Annotated in this window: 13 protein-coding genes and 1 pseudogene; 9 read left to right on the top strand and 5 right to left on the bottom strand. The window is 65.8% G+C overall.

The genetic code is table 11. The annotated features are described in order from the left end of the window. Positions 1–328 precede the first annotated feature (328 nt). From AAHG03_RS22555 to AAHG03_RS22570, 4 genes are all read left to right on the top strand, one after another. Complete coding sequence (locus AAHG03_RS22555; protein ID WP_342153385.1) at positions 329–877, top strand: fasciclin domain-containing protein; 549 nt, start codon at positions 329–331, stop codon at positions 875–877. 253 nt (positions 878–1,130) lie between these two features. Next, complete coding sequence (locus tag AAHG03_RS22560; protein ID WP_342153387.1) at positions 1,131–1,394, top strand: hypothetical protein; 264 nt, start codon at positions 1,131–1,133, stop codon at positions 1,392–1,394. Between the two features lie 591 nt (positions 1,395–1,985). After that, complete coding sequence (locus tag AAHG03_RS22565) at positions 1,986–2,903, top strand: ferritin-like domain-containing protein (protein ID WP_342153388.1); 918 nt, start codon at positions 1,986–1,988, stop codon at positions 2,901–2,903. Between the two features lie 77 nt (positions 2,904–2,980). After that, positions 2,981–3,877 (top strand): outer membrane protein, encoded by an 897-nt coding sequence (locus tag AAHG03_RS22570; RefSeq protein ID WP_342153389.1) that lies wholly within the window; start codon positions 2,981–2,983, stop codon positions 3,875–3,877. Positions 3,878–4,357: 480 nt separating this feature from the next. Here AAHG03_RS22570 and AAHG03_RS22575 read toward each other — a convergent pair whose 3' ends face one another. The 3 genes from AAHG03_RS22575 to AAHG03_RS22585 all read right to left on the bottom strand — a co-directional run bounded on the left by AAHG03_RS22575 (position 4,358) and on the right by AAHG03_RS22585 (position 5,923). Next, entirely contained in the window at positions 4,358–4,609 is a 252-nt protein-coding gene (locus AAHG03_RS22575) for a DUF6894 family protein (RefSeq protein WP_342153390.1), read from the bottom strand. Positions 4,610–4,757: 148 nt separating this feature from the next. Next, positions 4,758–5,504 (bottom strand): Crp/Fnr family transcriptional regulator, encoded by a 747-nt coding sequence (locus AAHG03_RS22580; protein WP_342153392.1) that lies wholly within the window; start codon positions 5,502–5,504, stop codon positions 4,758–4,760. Then, a complete protein-coding gene (locus tag AAHG03_RS22585) occupies positions 5,501–5,923 on the bottom strand; it encodes a response regulator (RefSeq protein ID WP_342153394.1) in 423 nt (140 codons plus the stop codon). Before AAHG03_RS22585 ends, AAHG03_RS22580 begins: the two co-directional genes overlap by 4 nt. Positions 5,924–7,156: 1,233 nt before the next feature. Between AAHG03_RS22585 and AAHG03_RS22590 the strand changes: the two genes are divergently transcribed. The 4 genes from AAHG03_RS22590 (at position 7,157) to AAHG03_RS22605 (ending at position 10,725) form a co-directional block, all read left to right on the top strand. Continuing rightward, a complete protein-coding gene (locus AAHG03_RS22590; RefSeq protein ID WP_342153395.1) occupies positions 7,157–7,354 on the top strand; it encodes a hypothetical protein in 198 nt (65 codons plus the stop codon). A gap of 65 nt (positions 7,355–7,419) precedes the next feature. Then, complete coding sequence (locus tag AAHG03_RS22595; RefSeq protein WP_342153396.1) at positions 7,420–7,674, top strand: type II toxin-antitoxin system Phd/YefM family antitoxin; 255 nt, start codon at positions 7,420–7,422, stop codon at positions 7,672–7,674. 259 nt (positions 7,675–7,933) lie between these two features. Next, complete coding sequence (locus tag AAHG03_RS22600; RefSeq protein ID WP_342153397.1) at positions 7,934–8,374, top strand: hypothetical protein; 441 nt, start codon at positions 7,934–7,936, stop codon at positions 8,372–8,374. 116 nt (positions 8,375–8,490) lie between these two features. Beyond that, a complete protein-coding gene (locus AAHG03_RS22605; protein WP_342153399.1) occupies positions 8,491–10,725 on the top strand; it encodes a ParB/RepB/Spo0J family partition protein in 2,235 nt (744 codons plus the stop codon). 165 nt (positions 10,726–10,890) lie between these two features. Here the strand turns inward: AAHG03_RS22605 and AAHG03_RS22610 are convergent. Then, positions 10,891–10,995, bottom strand: a pseudogene (locus AAHG03_RS22610) (MucR family transcriptional regulator); the annotation flags it as partial. A gap of 24 nt (positions 10,996–11,019) precedes the next feature. Continuing rightward, the gene (locus AAHG03_RS22615) at positions 11,020–11,307 is read right to left on the bottom strand and encodes a hypothetical protein (RefSeq protein WP_342153401.1); all 288 of its coding nucleotides are present in this window, start codon (positions 11,305–11,307) and stop codon (positions 11,020–11,022) included. 199 nt (positions 11,308–11,506) lie between these two features. Between AAHG03_RS22615 and AAHG03_RS22620 the strand changes: the two genes are divergently transcribed. Then, positions 11,507–15,862, top strand: coding sequence for a strawberry notch family protein (locus AAHG03_RS22620; protein WP_342153402.1), 4,356 nt, complete (start codon positions 11,507–11,509; stop codon positions 15,860–15,862). Positions 15,863–15,869: the final 7 nt, after the last annotated feature.

Raw genomic sequence — 15,869 nt, forward strand, 5'->3', positions numbered from 1 at the left:
TAGTCGTCCAGGCAGTCGGGAAGGAGCGTGATCTGCTGACGGTCCTCACCTGCGATGAAGCGTTTCATCCCGACCTCCCCAGATCGGGATTTACTCTACCAAATCAGCACGTTTTCACACAGCCTGGACCCACAGCGGGCCTTCGGAAGGCCAGCTTTGGAATTGTTGGAGCGAAGGAACGGATGATGTCTCTCGCCTGCCGCAAGCATCAGGCGAGTTGCCGCCGGGCAATATGCGTCCGGCCAAGAGCGCGCTGAAACTTTCCGCCTTTGGTCTCCGTAAGAGGTCCACAACGCCCTACTCAGGGGTGCATCCTACGGGAGACACCATGTTCAAGAAGCTTCTCCGCCTCGCGCTCGGCCTCGCTATCGTTTCCGTCACCGCCCCGGCACTCGCTAAGAACCCGATGGTCGGCGGCGCGCCGATGTACGCCAGCAAGACGATCGTCGAGAACGCGGTCAACTCGAAGGACCACACCACGCTGGTCGCTGCGGTGAAGGCCGCGGGCCTCGTCGAGACGCTGTCGGGGCCCGGCCCGTTCACCGTGTTCGCGCCGACCAACGCCGCCTTCGCCAAGCTGCCGCCGGGCACGGTCGAGACGCTGGTCCAGCCGCAGAACAAAGCCCAGCTGACCGGCATCCTGACCTATCACGTGGTTCCCGGCGCCCTTACGGCCAAGGATCTGATGGCGATGGTCAAGGAAGGCGGCGGTCAGGCCACCCTCAAGACCGTCAATGGCGGTGCGCTGTCGGTCGAAGCCAAGGGCAAGAAGATCTACGTGACCGACACCAAGGGCAATACCGCTACCGTCACGGTCGCGAACGTTATGCAGTCGAACGGCGTGATCCACGTCGTCAACGGCGTGCTCATGCCCTGATCCCAGCAGGCGGGCTCCAGCTGAGAGCGGAGCCCGCTTCAATCTCGCGCGAACTTGCCTGAAAGTTACCAAGACGCTCAGCAAACCTCCTTTAGTACCACCAATACCGCAAGGCGCTAAGCCTCTGCGATGCTACAGGCGTGACTGATGTGGAGCAGTGTGGATTTATAATTTATTTACAGGAACTTATGGGGAATTTCATGCCTTTGCTTAGGGTAGGCCCAGCAATGCTGGTCTCCGCAGGAGGAAGTCCATGATCAAGCGTACCCTCGGTCTCGCCGCCGCAGCCATGCTCGGTGGCCTCAGCTTTGGCGCTGGTCCCTCGTCCGCTGCTCCTCTCGCAGTCCCTGGCATCCAGACCGATCAAGCTCTAACAACCCCGGTGCAGATGACCCGCTCCGAGCGGATGATGATGCGGGACCGCATGATGCAGAAGCGCATGATGAAGCGCCGGATGATGGAGCGGCGCATGATGCGTCGGCAGATGATGAAGCGGCGCATGATGAACCGCATGTAAGGCGTCCATACGGGAAGGGTTCTCGCAAGAGCCCTTCCCGTACGATCGACCAAGCTGCAGCGCTTTCTGGCAGAAAATAAGTAATAGAGAAAGCTGTTGAATGAATAAGCCGCACTTCCTGCTGACAAGGAGCTGCTCGGGAAGGTTTAATTTTACATTAATTACAAGCAATGGGTGCTTAAAGGGATTTGTGCAAGTTTGCATCGAGCCGCATCATTCACAAGCAGAAATTAGAGAAATGGCTTTAAACAAGGTCAAACTGATAGCTAGGGAATTTTTTGAGAGTTTCGATTATCACAGCATTTAGATTGCAAAACTGCATCCCAGTTTCACAATAATATCAAGGTGCGGGTGATTGCGCTGATGTTGGTGTGAATGCCGGAATGCCATTCTGGCGAGATTCGGTGATATCTCTAAATTTACATTAAGTAAGTGTGATGCCCACAATTTTGATCCGGAGGTGTGTTTTATTTGCAACATCGAGCAAATTTCGCCACTGATCGTTCCTTTCTGCCGGTGATTTGCTTGTTTGCCGACATCGCGGCCTTACAGGATGCAACCGTTAGCCAATTAATCGGCGGGAGCGTCACCGTGGTTCTCAAGTTCCTTCGCGGGGCCGGCAAGTCCGCCCCCGTCACGACGCCGGATGGCGTTGATCTCGCCGCCGGGCGGCGAGCCTTCATCCAGAGCGTCGGCCTCGGCATGGCCGGCTCGGCGCTGGTCGGCTCGGCCGGCTTCACCCCGGCGGCGGCCCAGACCGTCACCGACACCGACATCCTGAACTTCGCCCTCAACCTCGAATACCTCGAGGCCGAGTTCTACCTGCGCGCCGCCACCGGCCGCGGGCTGACCGACGGCGAGGTCACCGGCACGGGCGCGCTGGGCGCGGTCACCGGCGGCCGTCAGGTGAACTTCGCCACTACGGCGATCCGCAACTACGCCGTCGAGATCGCCAGCGAGGAGCGCATCCACGTCCAAGCCCTGCGAGCCGCTCTCGGCGCGGCTCGCGTCGCCCGTCCGGCGATCAACCTGACGACCTCGTTCACCGCCGCCGCCCAGGCCGCGGGCCTGATTACGTCCAGCCAGACCTTTGACGCCTTCGCCGACGAGACCAACTTCCTGCTCGCGTCCTACATCTTCGAGGACGTCGGCGTGTCGGCCTATCTCGGCGCGGCTCCGCTCATCTCCAACAAGGCGATCCTGGCCGCGGCCGGCGGCATCCTCGCCGCTGAGGCCTACCACGCCGGCACGATCCGCACGGTGCTCTACAGCCGCGGCCTCTACACCCCGGCCCTCAAGATCTCGGACGCCCGCGATTCGCTCGACGGCTCGACCGACCTCGACCAGGGCATCGGCACCGCCTCGATCGCCAACATCTCGCTGACCAACCCGGCCAACGGCCAGGCCTACGCCCGCACGACGAGCCAAGTGCTCAACATCGTCTACCTCAACCCGTCGAAGCGGCCCGGCGGCTTCTTCCCCGCCGGCCTCAACGGCACGATCCGCTGAATGCGCGAAGCGGGGCGGCCGCGCGCCGCCCCGGACACGGCCCCGTGCTCTCGAACGAAGGTTGAAGGTCCACGACCATGCTCAAGAAGTTGCTGTTGGCGGGGGGCGCGTCCCTGCTGGCGATCGGCGCGGCCCACGCCGCCGATCTGCCGCGCCGCGCCGCGCCGCCGCCTGTCTTCACTCCCGTCCCGGTCTTCACCTGGACCGGGTTCTACGCCGGCTTCAACGCCGGCTACGCCTGGAGCGACCGCCGCCGCGAGACGGTGACGGGGCTCATCACCGACCCAATCCCGTCCGCCGACTACCTCGCGGCGCTCGGGACCGGCACCGGCCGGGGTGACTCGGGTGGTTTCACCGGCGGCGGCCAGATCGGCTACAACGTCCAGTTCACGCCGGGCTCCGGCTTCGTGATCGGCGTCGAGGCGGATGCCGCCTATACCGACCTGCAGCGCCGCACCGCCTCCACAGCGACTATCGTCGGCTTCCCCGGCTTCCCCGGCATCAACGACGTGGAGCTGGCGAGCGCCACCCGCAGCGAGCTGTCCTTCCTCGGCACGGTACGCGGCCGGGTCGGCTACGCCTTCGACCGGTTCCTGGTCTACGGCACCGGCGGCTTCGCCTACGGGCAGGCGAAGTACTCCTCGGTGCTCAACATCGGCAACACGCTGGGTGGGTTCACCACCTTCCCGACCGCCAGCGTCACCGGCGGCTTCGACGACTTCCTGACCGGCTACGCCTATGGCGGCGGCATCGAGGTCGCGCTGCCGACGGACAACTTCCTGAACTTCTTTCGATCGAGCGCGGTGACGTTCAAGGTCGAGTACCTGCACTTCGACCTCGGCAGCCGCAACGTCATCGGCTCCTACGACATTATCCCGGCCTCCGGCACGCCGATCGCCGCGACCCAGACGCGGGTGCGCACCGAGGGCGACATCGTCCGCGCCGGCATCAATTACAAGTTCGGCTCGTACTGAGCCGAACCTTTGGTTGACCCGTCACTGTGAAGGACGCCCCGCCATCGGCGGGGCGTCCTTTTATTTTGCGGCTTCAAGAGAGCAGGATCCGATCAGTTTGACCAAAACTCTGCAACTCATTCAAAATCCAAGATTTTCGCACTGTCTCTTGGCTGGCGGCGTTTTGAGGGCTTGTTTAGTCTATAATTCAGGCACGAAATTGTTCTGACTAGGGTATACCTTTATCGGACCGTAATTTAACCGGTTCGATCAATACATTTTGATCAATCAAAATAGATCGAAAATTAAATATCAAGGACAAGGTCACGACTCGCATCAGATCGGTAGACCATACGATGTGCAGAAAACGACCGTTTTCGAGCTACTTGGATGTGTGAGGAAATTCTGTGAAGATATCAAAGCTGCAACGAACAGGGGTGGCAGATGGTTGCCCTGAAGCCACAACGCACAGATAAAAACTCTGGAGCTCTGCGGCGCCGGCTATTCCATGTCGAGCCGCAGCCGCGTGCGGAACAGTATCTTGCCAGACTCGTCGCGAACCTGCGCTGCGATGTAGCGCTCTCGCGCCCGCATCATTGCTGCTAGGCGGCTTGAGCCATGCACAGCCTTGCGCGCGATCTCCGGCAGCAGCGCCACAACGGCCCTGCAAGCTTCGCTCAGGTCGGTGAACTCAAGCCCGTCGTCATCACGGGTGAACGTGTCGCCGTCGGCGACGTCGATATAGAGGAGCATGCAGGCCCTCGCGTCGTGATCCGGAATTCTGACCTGCTCCACAGGTGATGTCGTTAACCTATCTGGATCGGTTGTGCGCTGCTTGGCTGCCATGAGATGGCTGAAAGCTCACGGCTTCGCGCCTCAGGCGGCCACAACACGGGCGCCGTTATCGACCCGCCAACGCCTCGAGGCCAGCACGGTTGAGGATGCGCAGGTGCCGATCTTTCAGCTCGATGAGGTCCAAGCTCCGCAACTCTCTCAACGTCCGGTTCACGTGGACGATCGTCACCCCGACGCACTCGGCCAGATCCACTTGCGTCAGCGGCAGAGAACATGCGTCTCGCTCCGCCATGCCGATGGCATGCTGCCGATCAACGATCTCACAGAACAGGTACGCCAACCGCTCCGCCGCCGAGCGTACCCCCAGAGCCGTCAGCCAGCCGCGGCTGCGCGCCTCCGCCTCGAGCTTGGCCCGGCGTAGCGCCACCTTGACCGTGGAATGCGTGACGAGCAGATCCTCCAACACTGCGCGCGGCACTCGCACCACCCGGCACGGCGAGAGCGTGGCAACGCCGTGGTCCCAGCGCTCCAAGTGGATCAGGTCCAAGTCGCACAGATCCCCCGGCAGCAGCAGGGTAAGGATTTGCCGCGGTCCTGCAGCAGTCTGCAGGTAGCGGCAGGCGATCCCTTCCATCACGAGGAAGGCCGTCTCTGCCGCTTCACCGTCCCGCACGAGGTCGGCGTGGGCCCCAGCCATTGCCTCTCGGCTGGCGAGTTGTGCCAGGGCAGCCCGATCGTCGGCTGACAGGGACGCCAGAACCGTGAGCCTCGCTACGAGTGGATCGGCCATACCATCGTGCTGCCGTGCATGGCGGTGCGGCAGTGTACCCGGCTGGCTCTGCAGGCTGATCATGATCTGCTCCTTAGCCGCAGCAGCGGGGTCAGCATCTCGACAACGTCCTGGGCTAGGACCGGCTCGCGGAGAAGGATGTCGGCCGGTAGCTCAGCCGTGCCTTCCGGTGTGCCGTGGGCAACGAAGGGAATGCCGCGTTGGCGCAGGGCCTCCAACAGGCTCGCACTTGCCTCATCGCGCCGCGGCAATCCGAGCACGACGTAGTCCGGCGCCAGGTGCGGGAGCAGCGTCAGCCCAGATGCCGCGTTAGGCACCGGTCCGAACGCATGAAGGCCGGCACCTGCCAGCGCATCGGCCAAGTCGAGGCCGAGGATCGGATCCGGCTCAATCAGCAGGACGAGCGGGCCGATACCAGCTTCGCCGGACGGCGGGCTGGGCTCGGCGGCCGGGAATTCGCTATGCGAGCCCAGATGCAGCATATGAAGAACCTAAATGGTTGATGCTCCCAAGGGAACAGCGCTCATATGCTCAGTCCGGTAGTGCACAACCGACCCCGAGCGGTCATTCCACCTTTCGAGACTTATGTGCAGAAAACGACCATTTTCTGCACACTAGCGCAAGCCACCTCCCCAGCATTGGAGGCGGCCCCGTTTGCGTGAAAAAAACATGAGAATAAAACTATTGTGTAAAAAACGGTAGTTTCTTACAAGCTTCACGTGCCGATGTTCTACGCGCGCGTCTCGGCCGTGGGTCAGAACCTGCGGCGCGATGCTGCGAAGGAGGCTGACTGTCTCTGAACTTCCAGAGGTGCGCGGCGAGATCAAGACAGATGTAGCCCAATGGGGCCTGTGGGACGGCTTGAGCGTGAAGGTTCCCCCGTCACAATGGTGTGTCGGCGAGAGGACGTGACCCCCCTTACCCGCTTTTAGGCAGTGCCCCGATTTCGTCCGCCGACACTCAGGAAAATAGATATTGGGCGGCGCGATCTCAACCAGGCGCTGAGAGTCTGGCCGGAACGTGTCTAGGGGTACCGGCGGGAGGCCGTAACCCCTCCTACCCGCCATTGGGCAGTGTCCCGAATTCGACCACCGGCACGCAGAGAAATAGGGGCCAAGCGACGCGATCTCAATCGCGTGCTCGTCGACCTTGCGTGTTGCAGTGCAGCTGTAGCGAACTCTGAAATTGCACTGTTTTTGGACACTGAGTGCGCTTTCGCGTGAAGTGTTCTCCCGATGATCGAGAGCCGCCCTCCCCCCTACCCAACCGCATTCTGCCGCCAAAGTCTACGAGCAGGAGACTGCCCCCAGAGGCATCTACGATGAGCTTACTCAGCCAAGTCCTCTGACCATCTACAAAAACGGGGTGGTCCCAGATCCCGTCGTCATCCTGCCCACCCTTGCAGCCTCACCAAAACGGTACTGCCGCGTCCCACGCTGTCCCGGCAAATCCCGGCTGATCCCGCCAAATTCAGATATCCGCCGCCAGTTATCGGTGACATGCACACGATGGCAGGCAGTTTGGAACAATCGACCGACGGTCTGCAAACCCTCGATGTTGTTCGACTTGTAGCCGCTCGGCCCCCTCCCCTGCTTCTCCACCAAGCGGCGCAGACCACACCACGCGACATGTTGGTGCTCCACATCGCAGGTCACGCAATCGGTGGACTGTTGCGTCGCCGTGTCCGGCGGCCGACCGGTGCCTGCGACCGCGTCTTGATCAATACCAATCCCAGGCCGTCCTTCGCGGCTACCAACGGCGAGTTCGGCTGCGCCAACTTCGACGCCGCGCCGCCCCTACTGATGCCGAAGGGCGGCAGCTACGTCACGATCTGGCAAGGAAGCCGCATCGTCTGGGAAGGCAACGAGGAGGCAATTCCCACCTACTTCCTACAGGAGGATTTCGACCTGTGACCATCTCAGTCGCTCATCATTCGTAAGATCCATGATGTATGGATTCTATGGATCAGGAAGCCCCGATGCGCTCTTTCACAACCGCCGACCTCAACAAGCAGATCGGTGAAGTCACCGACGCGGCCCAACGCGCACCCGTCGTCATCACCCGGCGAAGCAAGCCCCGGTTCGTGCTCATGAGCCTGGAGCACTACGAGGCCCTGCGCAGGCCCGAGTACCCGCGCCGAGCCTTCACTATCGACACCATGCCGGACGAGTTCCGCGACGGTCTTTTGCAGGCGGCCGAGTCTTACGAGAGGGAGCGCAGCGATGACGACTGAGCCCCCGGAAACCGGACTCGTCGATCGCTACAGCTTCCTCTGGCCGCGCGAACACGACCGCGGGGAGCGGAAGGGGCGCAAGGATCGGCCGGTCTGCCTCATCGTCCCCGTCAATGTGCAAGTCCAGCGAGGCCGAACGTTCCGATCAGGGCGGGCTCTAAGGCGATCGGTAGCCTGATCCGGTCTCCCTTCGAGCAAGCGGGAGGCCGTTCGCCCGTGCGGGATCGCCGCGGCGAAGGAGTGGACCATGACCGAGTAAGTGCTGACCACCTTGACCATCGGGGGGCTCCTGAGGGGGCAGGGGAAGGTTGAGGCGCTGATTGAGGCGGCGGCAGCGTGTTTCGAGGACGCTGAGATCGGGGCCCGCGATGCCCTGGCCAGGGGCAGCTGCGTCACTTTCGCGGCCTTCCAGAATTTCGGAAACACCCCACCACGACGCCTTCTGCCTGGCGCAGGGATTGACCTGGCATCGTTCGTGGGTCGCCCAGGTCGGGTAGTTCGGGGCCGGTCTGGAATACTGGCGCCCGTTCTGGAGGCGGCGCTCGAAGAAGCTACCGACGAGGACGGCGCACCGATGATGATGCTGGCTGCCTTGAGGCGCTGTCACCAGGGCGGTCCGACCCTGGACGACCTGATTGATCGTCTCGGACAGGCCGACGCCGCCACCGCATCTCTGAGCTTGGCGGCGGACAGCGCCTGATCCGGTCCGGTTCGGCCCCGCGTCCCCATTCGAGAGTCGGAGAGGGGCTTCGCTTGCGTGAGGGTTTCGAGGTCGGGGAGAGAGCCCGGCCGCCCGCACACAGGGACGATGCGACCATGACCAGCGCGAAGGCCGCCACGAAGAGCACCGCCAACACCGCCAAGATCACCCTGACCGAGGCGGTCGCAATCCCGTTCGACAAGCTGGCCCTGAGCCAGGCGAACGTGCGCCGGATCGCTCAAGGTATGAGCATCGAGGACTTGGCCGAGGACATTGCCCGGCGCGGCCTGCTGCAGTCCTTGAGCGTGCGCCCGGTCCTCGACGCGGGAGGCCAAGAGACCGGCCGCTACGAGGTGCCCGCCGGGGGCCGGCGCTACCGCGCCCTCGAGCATCTCGTGAAGACCCGGCGCATGACCAAGGGCACCAAGGTGCCCTGCATCGTCCGCCCGGCCGACAGCGCGATCAGCGCGACGGAGGACTCGATCGCCGAGAACGCCATGCGTGAGGCCCTGCACCCGCTCGACCAGTTCCGGGCGTTCAAGGCGCTCGCCGGCGGCGGCATGTCCCACGCCGACATCGCCGCACGCTTCTTCGTGTCGGAGAAGATCGTGCGCCAGCGCCTGCGGTTGGCCGGGATCAGCCCGGTGCTGCTCGACGCCTATGCGGTCGGGGAGCTGACGCTGGAATGCCTGATGGCGTTCTCCGTCACCGAGGATACCGAGCGCCAGGTCAAGGTGTGGGAGGCCCTGTGCAAGCGAAGCGGGGTGAGTATCTGGTCGATCCGGCAGGCGTTGACCGATCGCACGGTGAGCGTGGGGGATGCCCGCGCCCGCTTCGTTGGCGAGGAGGCCTACGTGGCTGCCGGCGGCATCGTCCTGCGCGATTTGTTTGCCGAGCGCGGCGACGGCTGGTTCCAGGATGCCGCCCTGCTCGACCGGCTGGCCGAGGAGAAGCTGGCCGCTGTCGGGCAGGAGGTGGCCAAGGAGGGCTGGAAGTGGATCGAGGTGTCGCTGTCGCTGATGACGGGGCGAACCTACGGCCTGCGCACCCTGCGGACCCGGTCCGAGCTGGACGAGGCCGAGGAAGAGGCCTTCGAGGCAGCGGTCGCCAGCTACGACGCGCTCAACGACGCGTATGGCTACGGCGACGACATCCCGGAAGAGGTAGTCGAGCGGCTGGCCGCGCTGGAGGCCGAGATCGCCGAGTATGAGCGGCGCTCCAACATCTACGACCCGATCGACATCGCGATCGGCGGTGCCTTCGTCACCCTCGACTACGACGGCCGGCCGTCGGTCCGTCGCGGCTATGTCCGACCGGAGGACGAGCCCGTCGCAGCCCCGGAGGAGGAGACCGCGACGGCGGTCGCAACGGAGGCTGGGAGCGCGGGTTCGCAGGCCAATGCCATCGGTGCGGGCTCCACGGAGGCGGGGGCAGAGGGTCACACTTTCCGACCAGAACCCAGCGTGATGCGTACGACCATCACGATCGGCGGCGGCTCGGCGGCTTCCAACCCCACAGCCGAACCGGAGGAGTCCGACCGGCCGCTGTCGGAGCAGCACTGGACCGAGCTGACCAGCTACCGCACCATCGCCCTGCGCGAGGCTCTGGCCGACGATCCTGAAGCCGCGTTCATCGCGGTCCTGCACGCGATGGTGATCCGGGTGATCGTCCTCGGCTACGGCACCGGGACCTGCCTGGAGGTGTCGACCACGTCGAGCCGGGTCGACCACTCTGTCCAGGGCCTCGGCGCCTTTCGGCCGGCAAGCGCCCTCGACGCGCGGCGTGAGGCGTGGGCCAAGCGCCTGCCGGAGGACCACCACGCGATCTGGGACTTGTTGCTCGATCTGGCTCCCGAAGAGCGCACTGAGCTATTCGCGCTCTGCGCGGGCTTGAGCGTCAACGCGATGCACAGCCCCTACGACCGGCGTCCCGACGCGTTGCCGCACGCCGACCGGCTGGCCCGGCTCGTCGGGCTCGACATGACCCGGGACTGGTCGCCGACGGCGGCCAACTACTTCGGTCGCGTGACCAAGACCCGTATCCTCGCCGCGATCCGCGAGGCCAAGGGCGAGGACACCGCCCGCCTGCTCGAGGGCCTCAAAAAGGGGGACATGGCGCGCGAGGCCGAGCGGCTGATGGCCGGCAGCCGCTGGCTGCCAGAACTGCTGCGCACCCCCGGTCTCGACACCGAAGCCGCGGCCATCGCGACCGACGAGCCGGCCGGAGCCGGTGGCGCGGCCGAAGCGGAGGAAGAACCGGCCGAGGATCTCCCGGCCTTCCTTGCCGATGTCATGCATGCCGCCGACTCGGACGGGTTCGAGCCGAACGGCTACCCCGTCGCGGCCGAGTAGCCCTCTGCATCGGTGCTGCCTCAGCGCCGCTCCCCGAGCTTCGCGGCTCGGGGTTTGTTTTTGGGTCCTTGGGAGCCTCCGGCGCGAGCTTCCCAAAGTCCCGGTCGTCATGGCCCAATCGCGTCTGCTTCGCGAACTGGGCGGGCTTGGGCGGGGGTAGAACGGAGCCACCATCGGATAATCGTCCGGCAAACCCCGCTTGGCGCGGTCCGCCTCCGGTGTGAGGTCCGGGCTGGTCAGGTGCCACTTAGGCATCCGATAGGCGTTCATGTCCTTAAGGAGACCAACGTCCTGTCACGGATCGAGGCCCTGATCTCCTCGCGCGTCGGACGCTGTCAGACCGCCATGGTCTTCGAACGCTTCTGGGGAAGCCGTTTCCTGTGGTCGGTTTCGCAGAGACACCGGGGTCTGACCGATCTGCCGGATCAGCGGACCGATTTTCTTCGAGGGGATCGGATTGTTGGCCAGGTACGATGTGGCGATCCGAACGGTCACGGCGATGATCGAGCGGACATGCGCGTCGGCCTGGGTATGCTGCGATCGTTGCAGCCGACCGTTCCGCTCCTGTGACTCGCCAGCCATGTGAAGCTTGGCCGTAAAGTTCGTGAACAATACAGCCAAGTAAAAACGCGGGAGAATAGCGGGTGTAATTGGCACATTCTCGCAAGAACTATTAGAGCGGGACGGCTCGCGAGAGCGAGAGGAGGCCGGACGGGAGCGAGCCGACGGTTGGACAGAGAAAGTCCTGCGGGTCGGCCGATCCCCCGCCAGGAGGCCGTCCGTGAACGTCTCGATCCGCACTGAGCACCTCTACAGCCCATCCCTCGCGCCCTCGACCGCGCCCGAAGCCCTGTTCCGCGCCGGCTCGCGCCTTGCCGACCGGCTCGCGCAGGGTAGAGCGATCGACACCAAGGCCCTGCGCGCAGCCATGGAGATCGCCTGTGGCGGCAGCGACGCCGACGGGCTCTGGCTGTGGAAGGACGCCTACGTGGCCGGCGAGATCGCCCAGGTGCAGTTCCTACGCCGGTTCTGGCCGGCGATCCGGGCCAAGGCCGCGACCCCGGCCGCGCGGCTCGCCCTGCTCACCCGTATCACCGCGATGCTCCCGACCCAGACGCGCCGCTCCGAGGAGAGCGAGGCGTTCCAGCAATTCTCGACGCCGCTTGCCCTCGGCTTCGTCGTCGCCCTCGCGGCCGGGCTGCGCCCGGGCGAGCGGGTGCTGGAGCCCTCGGCCGGCACCGGCCTGCTCGCGGTTCACGCCGAGCTTGCCGGGGCGCACTTGCATCTCAACGAACTGGCGGCGACCCGCGTTGGCCTGCTCGCCCAACTCTTCCCGGCCGACGCCGTCACCCGGCACGATGGCGCGCAGATCCATGACCGGCTCGACGCGGGCGTAATCCCGGACGTGGTGCTGATGAACCCGCCGTTCTCGGTCGCGGCGCAGGTCGAGGGACGGTATCGCGACGCCACCGCCGACCATCTGCGCTCGGCTCTGGCCCGGCTCGCTTCCGGCGGGCGCTTGGTCGCCATCACGGGTGAGGGGTTCCGGCCGGATCGTCCGTCCAGCGCGGGGGCGTTCGCGGCGCTGGCCGAGCGCGGCGGACGGCTGGTGTTCTCCGCCGGGCTGTCGGGTCGAGCCTATGCCAAGCACGGGACTACCGTCGACGTGCGCCTGTCGGTGTTCGACCGGATGCCCGAGGACGAAATTGTGGCCCAGGCGGCCCCGCTCGGCCTGTGCGCCGATCTCAACACCCTGCTCCAGGCTATACTGACCGAGCTACCGCCCCGCCGCCTCGCGATCCCTGCGCCCGCGCCGGCCCCGCGCAGCGCCATTCCCGGCTCGACCCGCCGGCCCGCCGTCGCACGCCCGACGGCGTCGCGGCCGGCTCCCGCCGCCGCGCACGAGACCATCGCGCCGATCGCCTACACGGTGATCGAGGAGCTGCCGGCGACGCTGGTGGCCGAGGCCGCCCTGTACGAGGCCTACGCGCTGGAGACCCTGCGGATCGAGGGCGCACAGCCCCATCCGACCCCGCTGGTGCAATCGACCGCCATGGCCTCGGTGCGACTGCCTCGGCCGAGCCACGCCCCGCGCCTCCCAGTGCCGATCGTAGCTCAGGGCCTGCTTTCGGAGTGCCAGCTCGAGACCGTGATCTATGCCGGTGCTGCGCACGCCCGTCACCTGCCGGGCCATTGGACCGTCGACGAGACCGGCACGATCCTCTCGACCGCCGCGGCGGACCAAGAGGGCGCGATGCGCTTCCGCCAGGGCTTTTTCCTCGGCGACGGCACCGGAGCCGGCAAGGGCCGCCAGGTCGCCGGAATCATCCTCGACAACTGGATGCAGGGCCGGCGCCGGTCGCTGTGGGTGTCGAAGTCCGACGCTCTGCTGGAGGATGCCCGGCGCGACTGGCGCCATCTCGGTCAGGAACCGCTCCAGATCGTCCCGCTGTCGCGCTTCGCCCCGGGCAAGCCGGTGACGCTCGCCGAGGGCATCCTGTTCACGACCTTCGCGACGCTCCGCGGCGGCAGCCGCAGCGGGGCGGGATCGCGCCTCGATCAGGTCTGCGACTGGCTCGGGCCGGACTTCGACGGTGTGATCGCCCTCGACGAGGCCCACGCGCTCGCCAACGCCGCGGCCGGGTCGGGGGACCGTGGCGTGGTCGAGGCCTCGCAGCAGGGGCGTGCCGGGCTCAGCCTCCAATACCGGCTGCCCGAAGCCCGCGTGCTCTACGTCTCGGCCACCGGAGCGGTGACGGTCGAGAAGCTGGCCTACGCCCACCGCCTCGGCCTGTGGGGCGGCGGATCCTTCCCGTTCCCGACCCGCACCGACTTCGTCTCCGCCATGCAGCAGGGCGGCCTTGCCGCCATGGAGGTGCTGGCCCGCGATCTGAAGGCGCTCGGCCTCTACACCGCCCGTTCGCTGTCCTATGCCGGCGTCGAGGTCGAGATGCTCGACCACACACTCACCCCAGAACAAACGGCGATCTACGACGCCTATGCCGACGCGTTCCAGGTGATCCACACCCACCTCGACGCGGCGCTCATGGCCTCGGGCGTGACCGGGTCGTCGGGGACGCTGAACCGGGCGGCGAAGTCGGCGGCCCGCTCGGCCTTCGAGTCGAGCAAGCAGCGCTTCTTCAACCACCTGCTCACCGCGATGAAGTGCCCGAGCCTGATCGCCGACATCACCGCGCAGATTGAGGCCGGCCACGCCGCCGTCGTGCAGATCGTCTCCACCGGCGAAGCGCTGATGGAGCGGCGTCTGGCGGGAATCCCCTCGTCGGAATGGGGCGACCTTCAGGTTGACGTCACGCCGCGCGAGTACGTCATCGACTACCTCGCCCACGCTTTCCCGACCCAGCTCTACGAGCCCTACACCGACGCCGACGGCAACCTGCAATCCCGGCCGGTGACCGACGACGAGGGGCGGCCGGTACAGTGCCGCGAGGCGGTCGAGGCCCGCGACAGGCTGATCGAGCACCTGTGCGGGCTTAGCCCCGTGCAATCGGCCCTCGACCAGATCCTCCACCACTTCGGCGTGGGGGCCGTGGCCGAGGTGACCGGCCGCTCCCGCCGGATCGTGCGGCAGACCGGCAAGGACGGCGTTGATCGCCTCGTGCTTCAGAGCCGCCCGGCCGGTGCCAATCTCAGCGAGACGCAGGCGTTCCAGGGAGACGAGAAGCGGATCCTCGTGTTCTCCGACGCCGGTGGCACCGGCCGCAGCTACCACGCCGACCGCGGGGCGAGGAACCAGCGTCTACGCGTCCACTACCTCCTGGAGGCCGGCTGGAAGGCGGACGCCGCGGTGCAGGGGCTCGGCCGCACCAATCGCACGAACCAAGCGCAACCGCCGCTGTTCCGGCCGGTCACCACCGATGTGAAGGGCGAGAAGCGCTTCCTTTCCACCATCGCCCGCCGCCTCGACACCCTCGGGGCGATCACCCGCGGCCAACGCCAGACCGGTGGTCAGGGCCTGTTCCGGCCCGAGGACAATCTGGAGGGGGCCTACGCCGCCACGGCTCTGCGCCAGCTGTACTGGGCCATCGTGCGGGGCGAGATTGAGGGCTGCCCGCGCGAGACCTTCGAGGCGATGACCGGGCTTTCCCTGGTCAACGATGCCGGATGCCTGCTCTACGAGTTGCCGCCGATCGGTCGCTTCCTCAACCGGGTGCTGGCCCTGGGCATTGCCATGCAGAACCGCCTGTTCGCGGCATTCGAGGAGCGGCTGGCCCAGGTGATCGAGGGGGCGATCAGCGCCGGGATTTACGATGTCGGCGTCGAGGTGCTCACCGCCGAGTCGTTCACGGTCACGGATCGCGAGGCGGCCTACACCCACCCCGAGAGCGGCGCGCGCACTCACCTCCTGACGCTCAGTGAGCGGCGTCGGCTCCATCCGCTCGACCTCGACGGCGCCCTCGCCCTGGTCGCCGACGGCTATCGGCCCATGGTCAACGCGAAGTCCGGGCGGCCGGCGCTGATGGGGCGGGCCGCGAGCGAGACACGCGACGACGGTTCCGTAGCGGAGCGAGTGCGGCTGGTGCGCCCGCTCCAGCGCCAGATCCTCGACCGCGACGCCTTCGATCGCTCGCGGTTCGAGGTGGTGACACCGGAGGCCTTCGGAACGGCCTGGCGCCATGAACTGGCGAGCCTGCCGGAGTTCGAGGAGCGCACCCTCTACGTGGTCACCGGCCTGCTTCTGCCGATCTGGGACCGGCTGCCCGGCATCGACATGCGGGTGTTCCGCCTCGTGACGGATGCGGGCGAGCGCATCGTCGGCCGGGTGGTCGAGCCCGAGGATCTTCACGTCACCCGCGAGCGGCTCAACCTCGGCGCCGGCGTCGCCATGGCCCCTGCCGAGGCTTTCGCCGCGGTGCTCGGCGGGCACGCCAGTCTGCATCTCGCCGGGGGGCTTCAGGTCAAACGAGCCAGGGTGATGGGCGAGGATCGGGTGGAAGTGATCGGGGCGAGCGAGGGCGCGCGGGCCGGGCTCAAGGCGTTCGGGCTGTTTGCCGAGGTCATCGCCTACCGCACCCGCCTGTTCATCCCGGCCGGCGAGCGCGGGGCGGCCATCCTGGCCGGGGTGTTCGAGCGCCATGCGCTGTTACGTTGCGTCGCCGCTTCCGCTCACGCTTAAGGCTCGA

This window comes from Methylorubrum subtropicum, assembly GCF_038442325.1.
GTDB classification, from domain to species: domain Bacteria; phylum Pseudomonadota; class Alphaproteobacteria; order Rhizobiales; family Beijerinckiaceae; genus Methylobacterium; species Methylobacterium subtropicum.